Below are 16,185 nucleotides of genomic sequence, written 5' to 3' on the forward strand. Positions count from 1 at the left end.
CCATTGGCCTAGTGCCAGAAGTCAGTATAACTGTGACCAACGATCCGGAAGACACCACGCCAACCTTTAGTGGTACCTCGGATAATACCGTGGGTGATTTAACGTTGACGGTGAACGGTGTTGAATACGCGGTCACGCCAGAGCTTGATGGCTCGTGGGAATTCACACTGCCCGATGGCGCAGCGTTAGCCGATGGCGAGTACACTGCGACTATCGATGGAGTCGATGCGCAAGGCGATGCTGCTGAAACCTCAGATGCCGACTTCACCATTGGCCTAGTGCCAGAAGTCAGTATAACTGTGACCAACGATCCGGAAGACACCACGCCAACCTTTAGTGGTACCTCGGATAATACCGTGGGTGATTTAACGTTGACGGTGAACGGTGTTGAATACGCCGTCACGCCAGAGCTTGATGGCTCGTGGGAATTCACACTGCCCGATGGCGCAGCGTTAGCCGATGGCGATTACACTGCGACTATCGATGGAGTCGATGCGCAAGGTGATGCTGCTGAAACCTCTGAAGTCGATTTTGAGATCGCAACACCTCCAGATACTATTTCTATCAACGTTATTGCTGGCGATGATGTGGTGGATGATTCAGAAGACAGAGCTGTGAGTATTAACGGTACTACCAGCGGTATTGAAGAAGGGCAACGGGTCAATGTAACGATCACCGATGACCAAGATTCAGAAGTCTACACGGGCAAAGCTATCGTGGATGAAAATGGCAATTGGGAAATACTCGATGCCGACTTGTCAGGATTGCCTGAAGATGCATCCTATACCGCCACTGCAACGACCAATGATGCGTTAGGCAACGACCCCATCGAATCCACACGTGATTTCACAACACTTGATTCCAACAGAGCCCCTACTGCAGAAGATGACATTGGTTTCGTCATAGAAACGTTCCGCTTTGGTCAGGCTGGTGATGGCGATGAAACGTTTGTGAGTTGGAAAGATGCAGTGGATGACGGAACTATCACCGCAGGATCTGGAATTGATGGTGTAAGCGCTTCAGCCCATATTACCAGTCAAGGCGGAATGCCGGTTATTGGCGTTAAATCGAATGATAAGTATGGCGGTCCAGCGGCAGGACAAATTGAATACCGTAGCGACAATTCAAATGGCGCAGAGTCGGGTACCTCTGAGTTTCTATCCGTTAATTTAGGGGGAATGACAACGTCTGCCAGCTTCGGCTTCCGAAATATGTATTACAACGAGCAGGGTAAGAGCATTGAACAAGGCGTTTGGAAGGCTTACCTCAATGGAGAAGAAGTCGCCAGTGATACCTTTTATGCTAAGTATGGTAAAAGTGAAGGCGATGTAAATATCGATTTGGGAGGGCTTTTCTTTGATGAAATTCGTTTTGAAGCAGCCGAGTATGTCAAAGGTGCTGCGGACGATGGTAAAGACTCTTCCGATTATTATGTGAAGTATGTTGAGGCAGACGTGATCCAAGGCGGGCTCATCACAACCGAAGACTCACCTTTTCTCATAGAACCTTCGCTGCTATTGGACAATGATACCGACTTGGACGGTGATTCATTGGAAATTATCGGTTTCACCCAGCCCGAAAAAGGCACGATAACTCAAAATCCTGATGGCTCATTTGAATATGATCCGAATGGAGAATTTGATGACTTAGAACTGGGAGAAGGAGAAAAAGACACCTTCACCTATACCATCACAGATGAATTTGGAAATGAAGTTACGGGAACTGTAACGGTCGAAGTAGTAGGCCTCTCCGATACTCAAGCACCGCAAGTGAATGCTTTGTTTGTTGATGAGCTTTTGGAAACGCCAAATGAATTAGATGACATGCTGCCCGGACAAGATCCGGTTCCCGCGAATGCTGGTGCGGGTGGTCAAGGAAGCGGGGGCGAAAGCCTTCCAGAAATAAAAGTAGATGTTGATATTTAATTAAGGGAACACAGTTTCAGGATAAATCTATGAAGTCTTCATTTTTATCGGCAGCGTTCTGCTGCTTCGTAACGGTGTTTGGGCACCCAGTTCAGGCTAGTAGCCTTCCCAATATTGTAGAGCTCGCAGTACAAACGCATCCTCAATTAATTCAGAGTGATCGCAAGGTTAGAGAAGGTGAGCAAATTGTCGAGCAAGCGAAAGGCGGGTATTTACCATCAGTTGATATAACCGCCGACTGGGGGTATGAGGTCGTTGACACGCCATCGACACGCGCGTCGCAAACTGATGATGAAACTTGGAATAACGGCCGAATTGGTTTTGAAGCGCGTCAAATGCTGTTTGATGGTCAAGCTACATCTAACGATGTGCGTCGAACAGAGGCGTTTACTCAAGCTCGAGAATATGAACGCCAAGGCATGACGCAAAGCATTGCTCTTGCCGCCAGCCAAGTCTATCTTGATGTATTACGCCATCGTCAACATTATGAATTATCTAAAATAAACTTAGAAAATCATCGTGTTATTTATCAGCAAATTTCGAGTCGAGTAGAGCGAGGTGTCGGCACTAAAGCCGACCAGTCACAAATTGAAAGCCGCTTAAATAATGCCGAGTCTAATGTCATTGCTGCGCAAAATAATTTACTTGACGCAGAAGCCTCGTATCAGCAAGTGATTGGCGAATTGGCTCCGCATCAGCTGCAACCGTTCAGTTTTAATGCCGCAATGTTGCCGAGATCTTTGGCCGATGCAGAAGAGCAAGTGAGGTTGGGTAATCCTATTGTTCTTGCCTCAAGAGCTGATATTAAAGAAGCTGAGAGCCGTTACGATTACAGTAAGTCTAGCTACTACCCAGAAGTCGACTTGGTCTTGTTCGGTGATTACGGTGAAGATTTAGACGGCACCAACGGCAGTAATAAGAACTACGGTGCTATGGTGCAAATGCGTTGGAATATATTCCGTGGAGGATCTGATAAGGCCTCCGAAAGAGCGTCAGCTTTTGTTGTTGAACAAGCTCGCGCGATCAACAGCAACACCCATCGTGACGCACGCCAGCGACTCAAGCTCTCTTGGTCAGCCTTTCAAATGTTAGAGCGCCAAGAGAAGTTTTTGGCTCAATATGCCGCAGCTTCTGAGCGAACGCGCGACTCGTATAAAAAAGAATTTAACTTAGGCAAGCGAACATTACTTGATCTTCTAGATTCTGAAAACGAATTATTTGGTGCACAGAATCAACACCTAGATGCACGTATTGATTATGAATTGTCTAAAGCTCGCATCTTAGAGGCGGTGGGTGAGCTTTACCAACAACTTACGTCCGCACAATAACGCTAGACAATTTTCAGGGATGAAATTATGAAATATTATATCGTTGCGCTGATATCTGCGTTGGCATGGGGAAGCAGTGCCAATACCGGTGAAATGGTTGAAAAAAACTATTTGTATTACGTGGGTGGCCATATTGGACACGCAGAAATGGATGGTAGTCACCCTGTTGATGGGGGCAATGAACTTAAGCGAGGCCCATTCTTTGGCGGTGAATTTGGCATGCGCCCTTTCTCAAATGACCATATCGAGCTGCGCTTTCGAGTAGAGCACTCACAACTGGATGTGGCTGACCAGAAAAGTGATGAGTCAGCCATGTGGTATGCCGCAGACGTATTGTATTTCCTAAACAACAACTACAACTACATTTTCATTGGCCCACATTATCAAGATTTCGATAGTAATTCCCAGACCGGAGCACAGTTAGGCTTGGGGGCGCGTTATCACTTTACACCAGAGTGGGCGATGACAGGTGAGGTGCAAGGCCTTTATGGTTTTGACGATGAAACCACAGACTTTATGGCTTCTATTGGCATTCAGTATTTCTTTGGTTCCAAGTCAGTTCCATCAAGTTTTAGCGATGACGACCAAGATGGGGTTGCGAATCACATTGATGACTGTTTGCATACGCCAGCGGGCTATAGTGTGGATAACACAGGGTGCACATTATTCCGTGAACAGGCTATTGTCGAAAAAGTCACGGTTCATTTCGAAAACGACAGCGCTGAAGTCCCTGCTAGTTATTACAACAATGTGGCTGACATTGCCGACTTTATGAAGCAACATCCACAGCTTAATATTGTGGTTGAAGGCCATACATCGCTGGTAGGTTCGGAACAATATAATCAGCGCTTATCTGAACGTCGCGCGGAAGCTGTCAAAGATATACTGATTCACCGTTATCAAACCGACGCATCTAGGGTTTCAACGATGGGATATGGAGAGACTCAACCATTAGTGGAGCCTGAAACGTCAGCTAAAGATGAAGCTGAAAACCGACGAATAATGGTTGAAATGTCAGTGAAAGAAGCTGCTCCTATTTCTCAAATTGAGCTTTAGTTTTTGCCTTCTTTAATGTGCTCTGGCTACACTCAAGCTTCTCCTTGTGGAAGGTGATTGATTTAATGCCAAGAGCGTTTTCAATATTGATACTCACATGGTTGTCGCTTTGTCTTGCGGTGGGCGTGTACAGTGCCAATCAAGAGCTCGATTTCTCTAAAATCATTCAGACGCTCAATAGTAAATATGGCCAAGATGCTGCTACCCGTGGAGCGTCATGGCAGAAACTCATCCAAAAAAACTTAAGTAGCTATGAAGTCGTTCAGCTCAAAGCTGTGAACGACTATTTCAATGGTTTTTTGTTTGCTGAAGATTCTGTGGTTTGGAAAAAGAATGATTATTGGGCAACACCTGTTGAGTTTATAGGCCGAGGAGCCGGAGACTGCGAAGATTTTACCATTGCAAAATACTTCACCTTACTTGAAATGGGGTTCCCGCAAGAAAAATTACGTTTAATGTACGTCAAAGCAGTGCGTTACAACCAGCACCACATGGTGTTGACCTACTACCATAAGCGCGGTGCGGTGCCTCTAGTACTGGACAATATCGACCCTGAAATCAAGCCTGCGACTGAGCGGGGCGACCTCATTCCAATTTATAGTTTTGATGCAGACTATCTGTGGCTTGCAAAAGCACGCGGTGAAGGCCAACTTGTGGGGGGTTCTGAGCGCCTGAGTCTGTGGAAAGATCTCCGTCAACGATTATCTGAATTTGTTAAACAAGGTGCTGACCTTACTGTTAGTGCCGATAAGGAAACGCCATGAGTTTGTATCGTCAAGTATTGCTGCTGCTCATCATGATCACAGTTTTATCGCTGACTGCGGTTATGACGCTGAATCTAAAAAATAGCGCCACATACATGGAGGGCCAATTGAGGGTCACGGCGGAAAGTGCCTTGACCTCTTTGGGTATGCGATTAGCTCCCATTCTGCAGCCGTACGACCAAGCTCTGGCTGAATCAACGGTGTGGGCCGCATTTGATGGCGCGTATTACAAAAGTATTGAAGTATTGGTATATGAAAATGATGAAACGATTCGCCGCGTCAACAGCGCTCAACCTGGTGATGTTCCAGAATGGTTTACGCAGCTATTTGAATTTGAGCCTGTGATCGCCGAAGCGCCAATTACTAATGGTTGGAACGAAGTCGCTCATGTTCGTATTGAGGGGCATCCAGGCTATATCCAACAGCAACTGTGGTCACTTGGGCAACGCCTATTGATGTTCTACGGGGGCTTATTTGTGTTATGCGCGGCAGTAGCGGCTTTGGTATTGCGTTGGGTTATCTCTAAGCCATTGGGCCATATCGAACGCCAAGTACATGCGATTGAAGAACGTGATTTCACTTATCGCATTCCAAACCCTGCAACGCCTGAATTAAAGCGGGTTGTAAAAGCCATGAATCATCTCACTGGGCTGCTAAGCGAGCGGTTCCAATCCAATGCAAAACAGTTGGAGTTACTGCGTGTTAAGGTTCAACAAGACGGTGAGACGCACGTTTCAAATCGGCGTTACTTCGTCAGTGAGTTAAATGTGAGAATTGATGAGCGAGAACCATTAGCCGTGGTGATGTTGTCGTTACTTGAGCGCGACAAAATTAGAAAGAATAACGGTTACAAGGCATGGTTGGATATTCTGAAATCTACGGTGCGAGCTTTAGAAAGTGTATTTAAAGAAGATGGTGTCGTCATCGGGCGTCTATCTGAAACTGATTTTGCTGTGCTGGTACCAGTGCTTCCCGATGATGACCTATCGGCACGTCTGTCTGACATTTCAAGCAAAATGGCAGGACTGTATCGAGTTGGGATTGCCCCGCATGAAGCGGTATCGGTGTTGGCTGGTATTGTGGTTCGAACCGATGAATATGTCACTGATGTATTTACTCGGCTTGACCAAGCGCTTCGAGATGCACACAGCGTTGGAATTAACCCTTGGTTGTGGGCGGAACCCGGAGATAATCAGAAACTTCGTTCCGGTCAGGAGTGGGTTGATCTTTTGCATGAACGATTGAAGCTCAATGATCTTGAGCTCAGTTATCAGCCACTTGTTAAAAGTTTGGGAGAAGGCCCCATTCATCACGAGGTTTATGCGCGGATTCATGATGAGACAGGACAATCATTGAGTGCAGGCTTATTTGTTCCTGTGATCGATCAGTTTGATTTGGGTTCGAAGCTTGATCGCGCTGTGATTGAGCGTATTTTTGAAAATGACAACATCACGATCCCTGTGGTGATGAATGTATCCTTATCGTCTGTTCGGGATACCCATTTCCTTAAAGCCCTAGCTGAAGTGCCAGATAATCGCCGTAGTTTACTTATTTTCGAAGTCACTGAGGTATCCGTGAGCCGAGACTTACGCGCAATTACCAGCTTTGTAACCGTATTGCGATCGCTTGGCTTTGGCTTTGGGGTCGATAATCTGGGGGTTGGCAGTCGAAGCCTCGATTACTTAACAGTATTGCGGCCTGATTACGTCAAACTCGCGCCATCGCTGTGCCGTCATGTTGACCCCGAAACAACGAGCATTATTACCGCGATAGGGAATACCGTTCATAATTTAAATATTCCCGTATACGGCACCAGTGTTGAGTCTGATGAGCAGTTAGAGGCGATACTGAAAGCCGGTGTTGACGGCTTTCAAGGTTATATCACCAAACGTGTTTAGATGAGTGAATCATCATCAGATTGCTCGGTGAGCAGAGTGTTGTCAGTACTCATTTCATCGAGCAGCATGGATCTGAACTGTTTACGGTCAGTCAGTTTTTCTTGAGCGGCTTCAGGTAGCTCTGTGAATTGAATGATGTTTTTTTTAACCAATAAGTTAATCATGTCCTCTAACACACGAATGAGTGTGACGTCGGAGTCCTGCAGCTGATCTAACGCGGTGTGTTGAGTTGCACTGGCTGACTTCAAAAAACCAATGATGTCGGGGTGATTTGCGGCTAACTGTTCATCGCAACCGTCTATTTCCACATCGGCAATCGCTACAATTTTGTTATCAACATTTCTTTTTACGAAAAACATAACAGCAACACTCTAATTTTGTTGGTATTTTAATAAAATCTAACGCTTGTTGTTACTATAATGGCATAAATTGAGTCACACTGAGAGTCTTCGAGTGGTTGGAGCTCAAAATACAGGATTTGCATGGTGAATCAAAAAACCGACGAATGGCGCGTTTCTGGGAAGGAAAATGCACATCTCGACCCATTGCTCGATGCGCTGACTTTTCTCAGTAAGTGGTACGGCAACCCTGTGGCTAGAGATGACTTAGCCGCGGGCCTACCCTTGCAAGACAATCGCTTTACACCTGAATTGTTTATGAGAGCAGCATCAAGGGCCAGTTTGTCTGCACGCATGTTGAAACGTTCTTTGGCTGATATCAAACCTGAACTTTTGCCGGCTGTATTATTAATGCGCGACAAAAGTGCTGTGATCTTGCAATCAGTCGATCAACAGCGCGCGCGCATCATTGTGCTGGAATCAGGCGAAGGTGAAACCACAATTGATTTAGACGAACTAGGCAATAGCTATGAAGGCTATGCATTGTTTGTGAAACCCCAGGTGCGTTTTGACGAGCGTGCCCCCGAAACACTAGAAAATAAAGATGAACACTGGTTTTGGGGGACTCTCAAGCGCAGTTGGCGCATTTATCGGGATGTGTTGGTCGCTTCTTTTCTGATTAGTTTGTTTGCGCTGGCGAGTCCGTTGTTCGTGATGAACGTGTACGATCGAGTCGTCCCTAATAATGCTGTTGATACGCTTTGGGTACTGGCTATTGGGGTTTTACTGGTGTTTGTATTTGACTTTATTCTTCGCCAGCTTCGATCTCATTTTATCGATGTAGCCGGGAAAAAATCAGAGATATTGATTTCGGCCAGCATATTGGAACGTGTGTTGGGCGTTAAAATGGCATCGCGCCCCCCTTCAGTGGGTGCTTTTGCGCGTCACTTACAAGAATTTGATTCCATCCGAGAGTTTATTACATCCGCTACGATTACGGCAGTGATTGATGTGCCATTTACCTTGGTGTTTTTTATTATTGTGGCAATGCTCGGAGGTTGGATTGTTGCGATTCCTCTGGCTATGGTTGCGATTATTATTGCCTACAGTGCTTGGGCGCAAGGGCCGATGAGTCGCGCAGTGGATGAGGCTGGTCGAATGTCTAGCCTTAAAAATGCCACTCTTATTGAAGCCTTGAATGGTCTTGAAACCATCAAGTTGACCGGTGCAGAGGGGCAAATGCAGCAACGTTGGGAGCAAGCCAACGGCCATATTGCTGAATGGAATGCAAATAGTCGCCGCTATGCGACATCGGTGTCGAGTGTTGCTTCTTTGTGCCTGCAAGCCACAACCGTATTCTTGATTGTGGCTGGGGTTTACCTCATTAACATTGGCGAGTTATCGATGGGGGGGCTCATCGCTTCAGTGATGTTATCGACTCGTGCACTGCAGCCTATGGCGCAAGTGGCGCAGCTGGCCACTCGCTACAACCAAACCAAGTCAGCTTTTGTCATGCTCAATGACATTATGAAACTGCCTGTTGAACTCCCTGAAGAGAAACGGTTTCTCTATCGCGAAAAGCTACTGGGCAACATCGATTTGAAGGACGTCAATTTTCATTATCCAGACCAGCAAAATATGGCCTTAAATGACATTAATTTGTCGATTAAAGCGGGCGAAAAAGTTGCCATTATTGGTCGTATTGGTTCGGGTAAGTCGACCTTGGGTAAACTGATAACTGCGATGTATGAAGCCACACGAGGCAGCATCTCGTTTGATAATGTGGATGGTCGTCAGCTAAGCCCGTCTCATATTCGGCATATGATGGGCGTGGTACCGCAGGATGTGACCCTGTTTTATGGCACACTTCGCGATAACTTGACCTTGGGTGTTCCTTGGGTGAGTGATGATGCCGTGCTCAGAGCTGCAGAGCTCTCTGGTGTTGCTGAATTTGCTGCGCGACACCCACAAGGACTGGACATGAGTATAGCCGAGCAAGGTTCTAATTTGTCAGGAGGTCAGCGCCAAGCCGTGGCATTGGCAAGAGCACTGTTGCTTGACCCTCCTGTATTAGTGTTTGATGAGCCGACTGCATCGATGGATAACACCAGCGAGGTTCGCCTAAGAAATCGGTTGGCGGATATCGTGCCTGATAAAACGCTACTTTTGATTACCCACAAGTCATCTATGTTGAGCATGGTGGACCGACTGATTGTAGTGGAACAGGGGCGTATCATTGCGGATGGACCCAAAGCCGTGGTGCAAGATGCGTTGCGCTCTGGGCGCTTGCAGGTGGATAAAACATGAAACAACAACCAACCGATCAAGAGCTCAGTTTAATGTCAGATCGCTCTGCTGCTATGTTGCTTAATACGCCGAAAGGTGCCCGAACCATGCTTTGGTCCATCGGTATTTTTTTGGTGCTTGCGTTGATGTGGGCCGCGTTTGCTGAAATAGATGAAGTTGCAGTGGGTTCTGGGAAAGTCATTCCATCGCAGCAAATGCAGGTGATTCAGAATCTTGAAGGCGGCATCGTTGCGGAGATTTTTATCAAGGAGGGGCAAGCGGTTGAGGTTGGTACCCCTTTAATTCGTCTTGATGATACCTTGCTCAATTCAGAGTTTCGTGAGCGCAACCGTTCGTATGACGATCATCGGGTGATTATTGCTCGCCTTAAAGATGAGATTGCATCAGTGGATACCTTTGCCAATTCAGTCTCAGAGGAGGAGCAAACTGTAATCGTCAGTGATGCATTTCTGTCTGAATTTGATGAAGAACTCCCCACTTTAACAAAGCGTGAGCGGCGAGTTCTTCGAGGCCGAATTAATGGCTTAACAAGTGCTATGGAAGTGTTGGAGCAGCAACGAGAGCAAGCTGAAAATGACTTGTCGGCATTGCAAGGTAAGTTGGTTAGCGTGACACGCAGCTATCATTTGGCCGAGCAAGAAATTGAGTTAATGAGACCCTTAGTTGAAGAGGGCGTTGTATCTCAAATTGAGTTTTTACAGAAACTTAGAGAAGAGAATAACCTCAAAGGCGAAATGAACGCTGCACGTTTAGCCATTCCTAAAGCACGGAATACCATTGAGGAAACGCTAGAGAAACGTGAAGAAGTCGCCGCTAAATTTCGCTCCGAATCGTTGCGTGACCTCAGCCGTTTTGAATCTGAAAGTGGAAAAATCGTTGAGTCCAGAGTGGGGTTGGAAGACAAGGTAAATCGGACTTTAGTGCGCTCACCTGTGAACGGAACCATTCAAAAGCTCAACATTAATACTGTGGGTGGAGTGGTGCAGCCGGGTATGAATCTGGTTGAAATTGTACCCATAGATGGCAAGTTGCTCGTTGAAGCCAAGATCAAACCCGAAGATATTGCCTTTATTCGCAATGATCTCTCTGCTGTTGTTAAATTTACAGCATATGACTTTGCTATTTATGGTGGCATCAATGGCAAAGTTGTGAATGTGAGCCCAGATACAGTGCTTGATGAAGAAGGAAACAGCTTTTATCTTGTGCGTGTTGAAACTGAGAAAAGCTATTTGGGCAATGAACAGGCTCCGTTGCCGATTATTACCGGAATGCTGACTTCGGTAGACATCATGACGGGCAAAAAATCCGTTCTGGATTACTTGCTTAAACCGATCACGCGAGCGCGTGCTAATGCTTTGAGAGAACGGTAATGAGAACACGCAGAGTGAAAGGAAGATAAAAAGTCAGCGCTTCAGTCACATTAAAGAGTCGCCGTTGATTCATGCTCAACGGCGACTCAAAAAATTTAGTGGTTGTGGCCACAACCGCCAGCGCTATGTACATGGCCATGTGCGAGTTCTTCAGCCGTAGCTTCACGCACATCAACCACTTCCACATCAAAGGTCAAATCCATTCCTGCTAATGGATGGTTTCCGTCCACAATGACTTCATCGTCTGTCACATCCAGTACGATAACTGATTGATCGCCCGCTTCTGTTGTTGCGCGAAACTGCATCCCTGCTTGTACATCCATACCTTCAAACATTTCTTTTGAAACCGCCTGCATGAGTGTTTCATGACGTTGGCCGTAAGCCTGATCGGCTTCAATTTCAACTGTAAAGGTATCGCCTTTAGCTTTGCCATCAAGCGCGGCTTCTAAGCCTGGAATGAGCTGGCCATGGCCTTGAATAATATTTAACGGCTCGCCATCAAGTGATGAATCGAGCAATGTCTCTTGCGAATGAACCGAGTAGTGCAATATAACAACGTTATCTTTGGCCACTTTCATGCTTGTTTTCCTAAAAATTGGGGCGTCGGTGTGATTAATGCTAAGTGTGTTTTTTCAGGCATCAGTCTACCTTTTTCCTGCTTTAGGTTCATGCTTAAAATCATTCAAAATAACGGATCTTGAAACAAATTTGGCAGTTCTGAGTGGATTGTCGGTAAATATCGCATCGACTTGTAAGGTTTGCACGATGACTTTGAGTAGGTGTTCATAGTCATGCGCTTTGGCGGGAACCTCTTCTATTCTGAAAGTGTAAGGGTGAACCAGTAATTTGTGCTGGTGAGCAAAGCGGGTTAAATCAGTGGTGATGATCTTGTCATCACTTAACATTAAAAGTTGTTTCCACCACGGACCAATTCCCGCTGCATAAGTTGCCACTTCGGTTATTCCCTCGCTTGTTTTCATCGCATCAAAATCAGTTTCAGCAAGGTTCCAATCATTTTCACCAATCAATTGGATCAGTTTTAAGTTTGTGAGTTGTTGGGTAAATATCAATTTGAGCTCTTTCGCATCAAAGCTCTGAATAAATGCATTGTCGTCCGCATTTTCGTAGCCATATTGAGCCAATAGTCCGAGGGTGTGTGTGGCTAGGTTTTTACCATTGTCGCGGTGCCATTGTGGATTCTTCAATTCAACGTAGAGTCCCACGTCCAGCCTTGTCGAATGGTTGAGTCCTTGAATTAATTTAATTTCTTGTTCCAAGGTTGGCACTCTAAATTGGGTCATCTGCAACGGAAATCGATTCGGAAAGATGGGTTTATTGGTGCCTGGGGCTACGCGCTCATGCACCTCTAAGTATTGAATTTCCTGCACGGTAAAATCAATGGCATAGAAGTGGCCATCTTCGCGTTTTCTTTTTGGAAAAATATCGGCCACATTGGTGGTTTGTTCTAGATAAATGTCATGCATTACGATTGGAATATCGTCTTTGGTTAACACCACATCTTGCTCAATGTAATCGGCACCCGCGGCGTGAGCGTACGCAACCGAGACTAAGGTGTGCTCGGGCAAAACACCTGAAGCCCCGCGATGAGCAATGATATCTACAGCAATTGCGTTTGCGCATATTAAAAGACTTAAAACCACAAAAATTGATTTTAATAGGTTCATGATTTTTATCTTTGGAAATAACATCTTGTAAGCATAGCTAAAGGGGGGTTGTGTAGAAGGTTATTGTTTCTAACTATGATCGAGCGCATTTTTATTTGGGGTCTGGTAACATGCCTCACTTTTATGGCTCAACAGCAGCGGAGAAATCATGGCTGAGTACAATACTGACGAAAAAAAGGCTAGCTACGGCGTTGGCCGTCAGATGGGTGATCAATTAGCGCAACAAGCATTCGACGGAGTCGATATTGAAGCCGTTCAACAAGGTTTAGCAGACTCTTTACGTGGTGAAGAATTTGCAATCCCAGCGGACGACATTAATGCTGCATTTGCTGTGATTAGCCAACGTATGCGCGAGCAAGAGCAAGCGAAATACGAATCAAACATCAAAGCAGGTGAGGTTTACTTAAACGACAACGCTGCTAAAGATGGCGTTCAAGTTACTGAGTCTGGCTTACAGTACGAAGTATTGGTTGCCGGTGAAGGTGACAAGCCAACAGCTGAAAATAAAGTAAATGTTCACTATCACGGCATGTTGACTGATGGAACTGTATTCGACAGCTCTGTTGATCGCGGTGAGCCAATTAGCTTCCCTGTGACAGGTGTGATTCCTGGTTGGGTTGAAGCGCTCCAATTGATGACAGTTGGTTCTAAGTGGCGTTTAACGATTCCTCAAAACCTAGCATATGGCGAACAAGGTGCAGGCAGCATCCCTCCATATTCAGTACTGGTATTTGAAGTCGAATTATTAGGCATTGAATAAATTCATTGTTTAAAGATAAAAAGCAGGGCCGGTAGGCTCTGCTTTTTTTTTGCCGAATTTGTTAGTCTTGTGGCTTCAATCGTTTTAGTAAGGGCATGCGATGGAATTAGAATGTATCGTAAGACAAACCGCAGATACGCCAGATGCGCTCGTCATTTGGTTACATGGCTTAGGGGCGAGTGGCAGTGATTTTGTTCCAGCCATTGCGCATTTAGGCTTACCTGAGGCATCGGCCATTCGATTTGTATTTCCGAACGCACCGGCTATTCCGATTACAATCAATGCAGGATATTTAATGCCGGGCTGGTACGACATTGTGGCGTTGTCTGAACGCCGCGACTTCAATGTGCCGCAGTTACGCGCCTCGAGCCTTGCTATTAAAGAACTTATCGACCTACATGTAGAAGCTGGTATTGATTCAAAACGGATTATTTTGGCTGGTTTTTCTCAAGGCGGCGCGGTCGCATATGAAACGGCGCTGCGCTATGAAAAGCCTCTGGGCGGAGTGTTAGCTTTATCGACTTACTTCCCTACCGCTGAGCGCATGATCATTAGCACTGCTAATCGTGCCACTCCAATTGAGATTCATCACGGATTTCGAGATGAGATGGTGACTGAAAGAATGGCAAAAGAGGCACAAAACGATTTATTCAGGCTTGGCTTTCGACCTGCCTATCGTCGTTACGCGATGGGTCATGAGGTGTGCATGCCACAGCTGAAAGACATCGGTGCCTTTTTCAGTAAAGTATTGGCGTTGTAGCCCTATCTCTGTCTTTTCAAAGCCTTTAAGCGATCGTGCTCCAAATCAATTTGAAAATGATCGCTTGGCTGGCTTAGCATACTTTTATTGATGATCTTAAACAGATTACTCAATTGAACTGTGATGGTATGGTACTTTGAATCGCGGTCGCAGACAGAATCTGTCAATGTAAAATTGTCTAAGCTTTGGTAAATGGCTCGGCGGTGTGATGGTAGATCAAAGAGGTGGTCGGCATTTCGGAGCCGATAAAAATCATTGGCTATTTCAAGCCCATCAATTGCGCCCATCTCCTTGGTGAGTGGCGGCGCATCAAAATACCCGCATTGCTGCATCAACCCCCTAATATCGTCAGATGTTGAGTGGGTTAAATAGTTCACCAGCGGCGCAGGCCAATCCTTGGGTAAGAACCTCAATCTTACCAATTCTTTCAAATGCCATTCCGTCAACTCAGAATAGTTGCGGGCCTCTAGAATTTCAGAATTCCAGCGATTTTGCTCAGAAAGTGTATTGAATTCTTTTTCATAATGCTGGAACAGCTGGTCGAAGTGATCTATTTGCTCAAGAGTGATGGTTTCAAACTCATAAATACTAGGGGATTGAATCGTCAATAATTTGTAGCCGGGTTTATAACCAACCAGCGAAGGAGCCTGAATATTGAAAAGGGTATTGCCGTGCCTACCCCTAACCACCTGAGTATCATTAATATGCATGTGCCCAGCAATATGAAGTTTCAACCCCGTATCTGCGAGCGCTTGAGATGTTTGCAGGGTTGGTGAACGACGCTGTTGCAACGCATCGGCTCTAAATAACGCGGCCATCTCTAAGTCTGCATCATCATTAAAACCAGCGATTGGGAAATGACTAAAGGCAATCAAATTCTTATTGTAAATACGTGCGCGTTTCACCACATCTGAAATCCAGCCTACGAGTTGAGGTTTGTAACGAAGTAACGCGTTGTAGCCGGCGTTACTTGAGCCTTTAAATGGATCATAATCAGCTTTGGGATCGTTTTTAGCTCTCGGTACATACACGTTGGAATCGATGGCTAGTAGCCACAAGCCATCAATGGGCTCTACTAGATAGCTGGCGTCAGGAACTGTAAGGCAATGATTGGCTGATTCACAGATCTCAAATTGGCGAGGGCGAGACTCAACAGCAGCGATTGGATCTATTTGAAAGAATGAAAAAGGAGTTTCATAGTGCCGGTAATGCGGTTGTGGAGACAGCCCAAACTCGGACAATGCTGCCATTATTTCGGGGTAGCCCCAAGGCTTGATAGCGTTCGTACAGTGGATGTTGGTTACATTCTCTGTCAGGCATTTGGGGTGTTGAGCACTGTAAATTGACAATTGAGAGCCGTCTCCTGCAAGGAAGTCTGACTTTCCTCCTTCAACACTGAAAGGACGAATGGGATCATGGTTGCCCGGAATGACGAAGAACTCCAAACCGTGGGTTTGAGTGTAATGCCGCAATAGTGTGGCGAGCCCTTTGACATGAACGGCTTGGCCGTCATCTGTAAAATCACCAGGCAGGGCAACCAGCTTAATGTTTCGTTGAACTAAGTCATTTAAAGTCGCAATCAGAGCGAAGTAGCTTTCGTTATATAAACGTGTTGATTTGAGTTGTGCTGCCATGGAGCGGATTGTTGCATGTTGAACTCCCCGTTGTGTTTTAGTAGGGAGTCCTTTGAATGATTCAAGTTCAAAATCACCAAAAATATCTTGAAAGTGTGCATCGGTAATAAAAGCGACTTTGACCGGTGCGTTTGAATCCGCAATAGGAACCCCTAATTCGTATGTGTATGCACTGAAGCTTAATGTGGTTGTTAGGCATAAAAGGCATAGGATGAGTCGGCTGCTTACTCCTACTAAGAGGAAAGAATCGACCGTAACGCGGAGTTGTTTTGACATATCTGTCTTTCAGTGCGTGAACGTGTATAAAAAAGAAGACAGGAAGCTGTTGAAATAGGGGACAAGAATCAGCAACAAAAAGTA

At 45.8% G+C, this 16,185-nt stretch carries 13 protein-coding genes; 9 read left to right on the forward strand and 4 right to left on the reverse strand.

Going from position 1 to position 16,185, the window contains the following annotated elements; translation table 11 throughout:
* The 5 genes from NAF29_RS11680 to NAF29_RS11700 form a co-directional block, all read left to right on the forward strand.
* Positions 1-1,925 (forward strand): Ig-like domain-containing protein (locus tag NAF29_RS11680; protein WP_251261752.1); only part of this gene is annotated, 1,925 nt, incomplete at its 5' end.
* 29 nt (positions 1,926-1,954) lie between these two features.
* Positions 1,955-3,253, forward strand: coding sequence for a TolC family outer membrane protein (locus NAF29_RS11685; protein WP_251261753.1), 1,299 nt, complete (start codon positions 1,955-1,957; stop codon positions 3,251-3,253).
* A 27-nt stretch (positions 3,254-3,280) separates the two neighbouring features.
* The gene (locus NAF29_RS11690) at positions 3,281-4,309 is read left to right on the forward strand and encodes an OmpA family protein (RefSeq protein ID WP_251261754.1); all 1,029 of its coding nucleotides are present in this window, start codon (positions 3,281-3,283) and stop codon (positions 4,307-4,309) included.
* A gap of 65 nt (positions 4,310-4,374) precedes the next feature.
* Positions 4,375-5,073, forward strand: coding sequence for a transglutaminase-like cysteine peptidase (locus NAF29_RS11695; RefSeq protein ID WP_251261755.1), 699 nt, complete (start codon positions 4,375-4,377; stop codon positions 5,071-5,073).
* Positions 5,070-6,971 carry a bifunctional diguanylate cyclase/phosphodiesterase gene (locus NAF29_RS11700; protein ID WP_251261756.1) on the forward strand — a complete coding sequence of 634 codons (1,902 nt, stop codon included), beginning with the start codon at positions 5,070-5,072 and terminating at the stop codon, positions 6,969-6,971. The genes NAF29_RS11695 and NAF29_RS11700 overlap by 4 nt, the downstream gene beginning before the upstream one ends.
* On the opposite strand, the gene NAF29_RS11705 is transcribed toward NAF29_RS11700, so the two are convergent.
* Positions 6,968-7,330 carry a hypothetical protein gene (locus tag NAF29_RS11705; RefSeq protein WP_251261757.1) on the reverse strand — a complete coding sequence of 121 codons (363 nt, stop codon included), beginning with the start codon at positions 7,328-7,330 and terminating at the stop codon, positions 6,968-6,970. The two genes, NAF29_RS11700 and NAF29_RS11705, sit on opposite strands and share 4 nt — an antisense overlap.
* A 123-nt stretch (positions 7,331-7,453) precedes the next feature.
* Here NAF29_RS11705 and NAF29_RS11710 point away from each other — a divergent pair, with 123 nt between their 5' ends.
* Positions 7,454-9,616: a type I secretion system permease/ATPase gene (locus NAF29_RS11710; protein WP_251261758.1), complete on the forward strand. Its 2,163-nt coding sequence runs from the start codon at positions 7,454-7,456 to the stop codon at positions 9,614-9,616.
* Positions 9,613-10,986, forward strand: a complete 1,374-nt coding sequence (locus tag NAF29_RS11715; protein WP_251261759.1) for an HlyD family type I secretion periplasmic adaptor subunit — start codon at positions 9,613-9,615, stop codon at positions 10,984-10,986. Before NAF29_RS11710 ends, NAF29_RS11715 begins: the two co-directional genes overlap by 4 nt.
* A gap of 95 nt (positions 10,987-11,081) precedes the next feature.
* On the opposite strand, the gene NAF29_RS11720 is transcribed toward NAF29_RS11715, so the two are convergent.
* Together NAF29_RS11720 and glpQ are read right to left on the reverse strand one after the other, a co-directional pair.
* A complete protein-coding gene (locus NAF29_RS11720) occupies positions 11,082-11,564 on the reverse strand; it encodes an FKBP-type peptidyl-prolyl cis-trans isomerase (RefSeq protein WP_251261761.1) in 483 nt (160 codons plus the stop codon).
* Between the two features lie 66 nt (positions 11,565-11,630).
* Positions 11,631-12,671: a glycerophosphodiester phosphodiesterase gene (glpQ, locus tag NAF29_RS11725; RefSeq protein ID WP_251261762.1), complete on the reverse strand. Its 1,041-nt coding sequence runs from the start codon at positions 12,669-12,671 to the stop codon at positions 11,631-11,633.
* A gap of 148 nt (positions 12,672-12,819) precedes the next feature.
* Between glpQ and bamJ the strand changes: the two genes are divergently transcribed.
* Together bamJ and NAF29_RS11735 are read left to right on the forward strand one after the other, a co-directional pair.
* Positions 12,820-13,431, forward strand: coding sequence for a BamJ family beta-barrel-assembly machinery protein (bamJ, locus tag NAF29_RS11730; RefSeq protein ID WP_251261763.1), 612 nt, complete (start codon positions 12,820-12,822; stop codon positions 13,429-13,431).
* Between the two features lie 100 nt (positions 13,432-13,531).
* On the forward strand, positions 13,532-14,191 hold the full coding sequence (locus NAF29_RS11735; RefSeq protein ID WP_251261764.1) for an alpha/beta hydrolase: 660 nt from the start codon (positions 13,532-13,534) through the stop codon (positions 14,189-14,191).
* A 2-nt stretch (positions 14,192-14,193) separates the two neighbouring features.
* Here NAF29_RS11735 and NAF29_RS11740 read toward each other — a convergent pair whose 3' ends face one another.
* The gene (locus tag NAF29_RS11740; protein WP_251261765.1) at positions 14,194-16,101 is read right to left on the reverse strand and encodes a metallophosphoesterase family protein; all 1,908 of its coding nucleotides are present in this window, start codon (positions 16,099-16,101) and stop codon (positions 14,194-14,196) included.
* Between the last annotated feature and the right edge of the window lie 84 nt (positions 16,102-16,185).

Source organism: Echinimonas agarilytica (genome assembly GCF_023703465.1).
Lineage (GTDB): Bacteria > Pseudomonadota > Gammaproteobacteria > Enterobacterales > Neiellaceae > Echinimonas > Echinimonas agarilytica.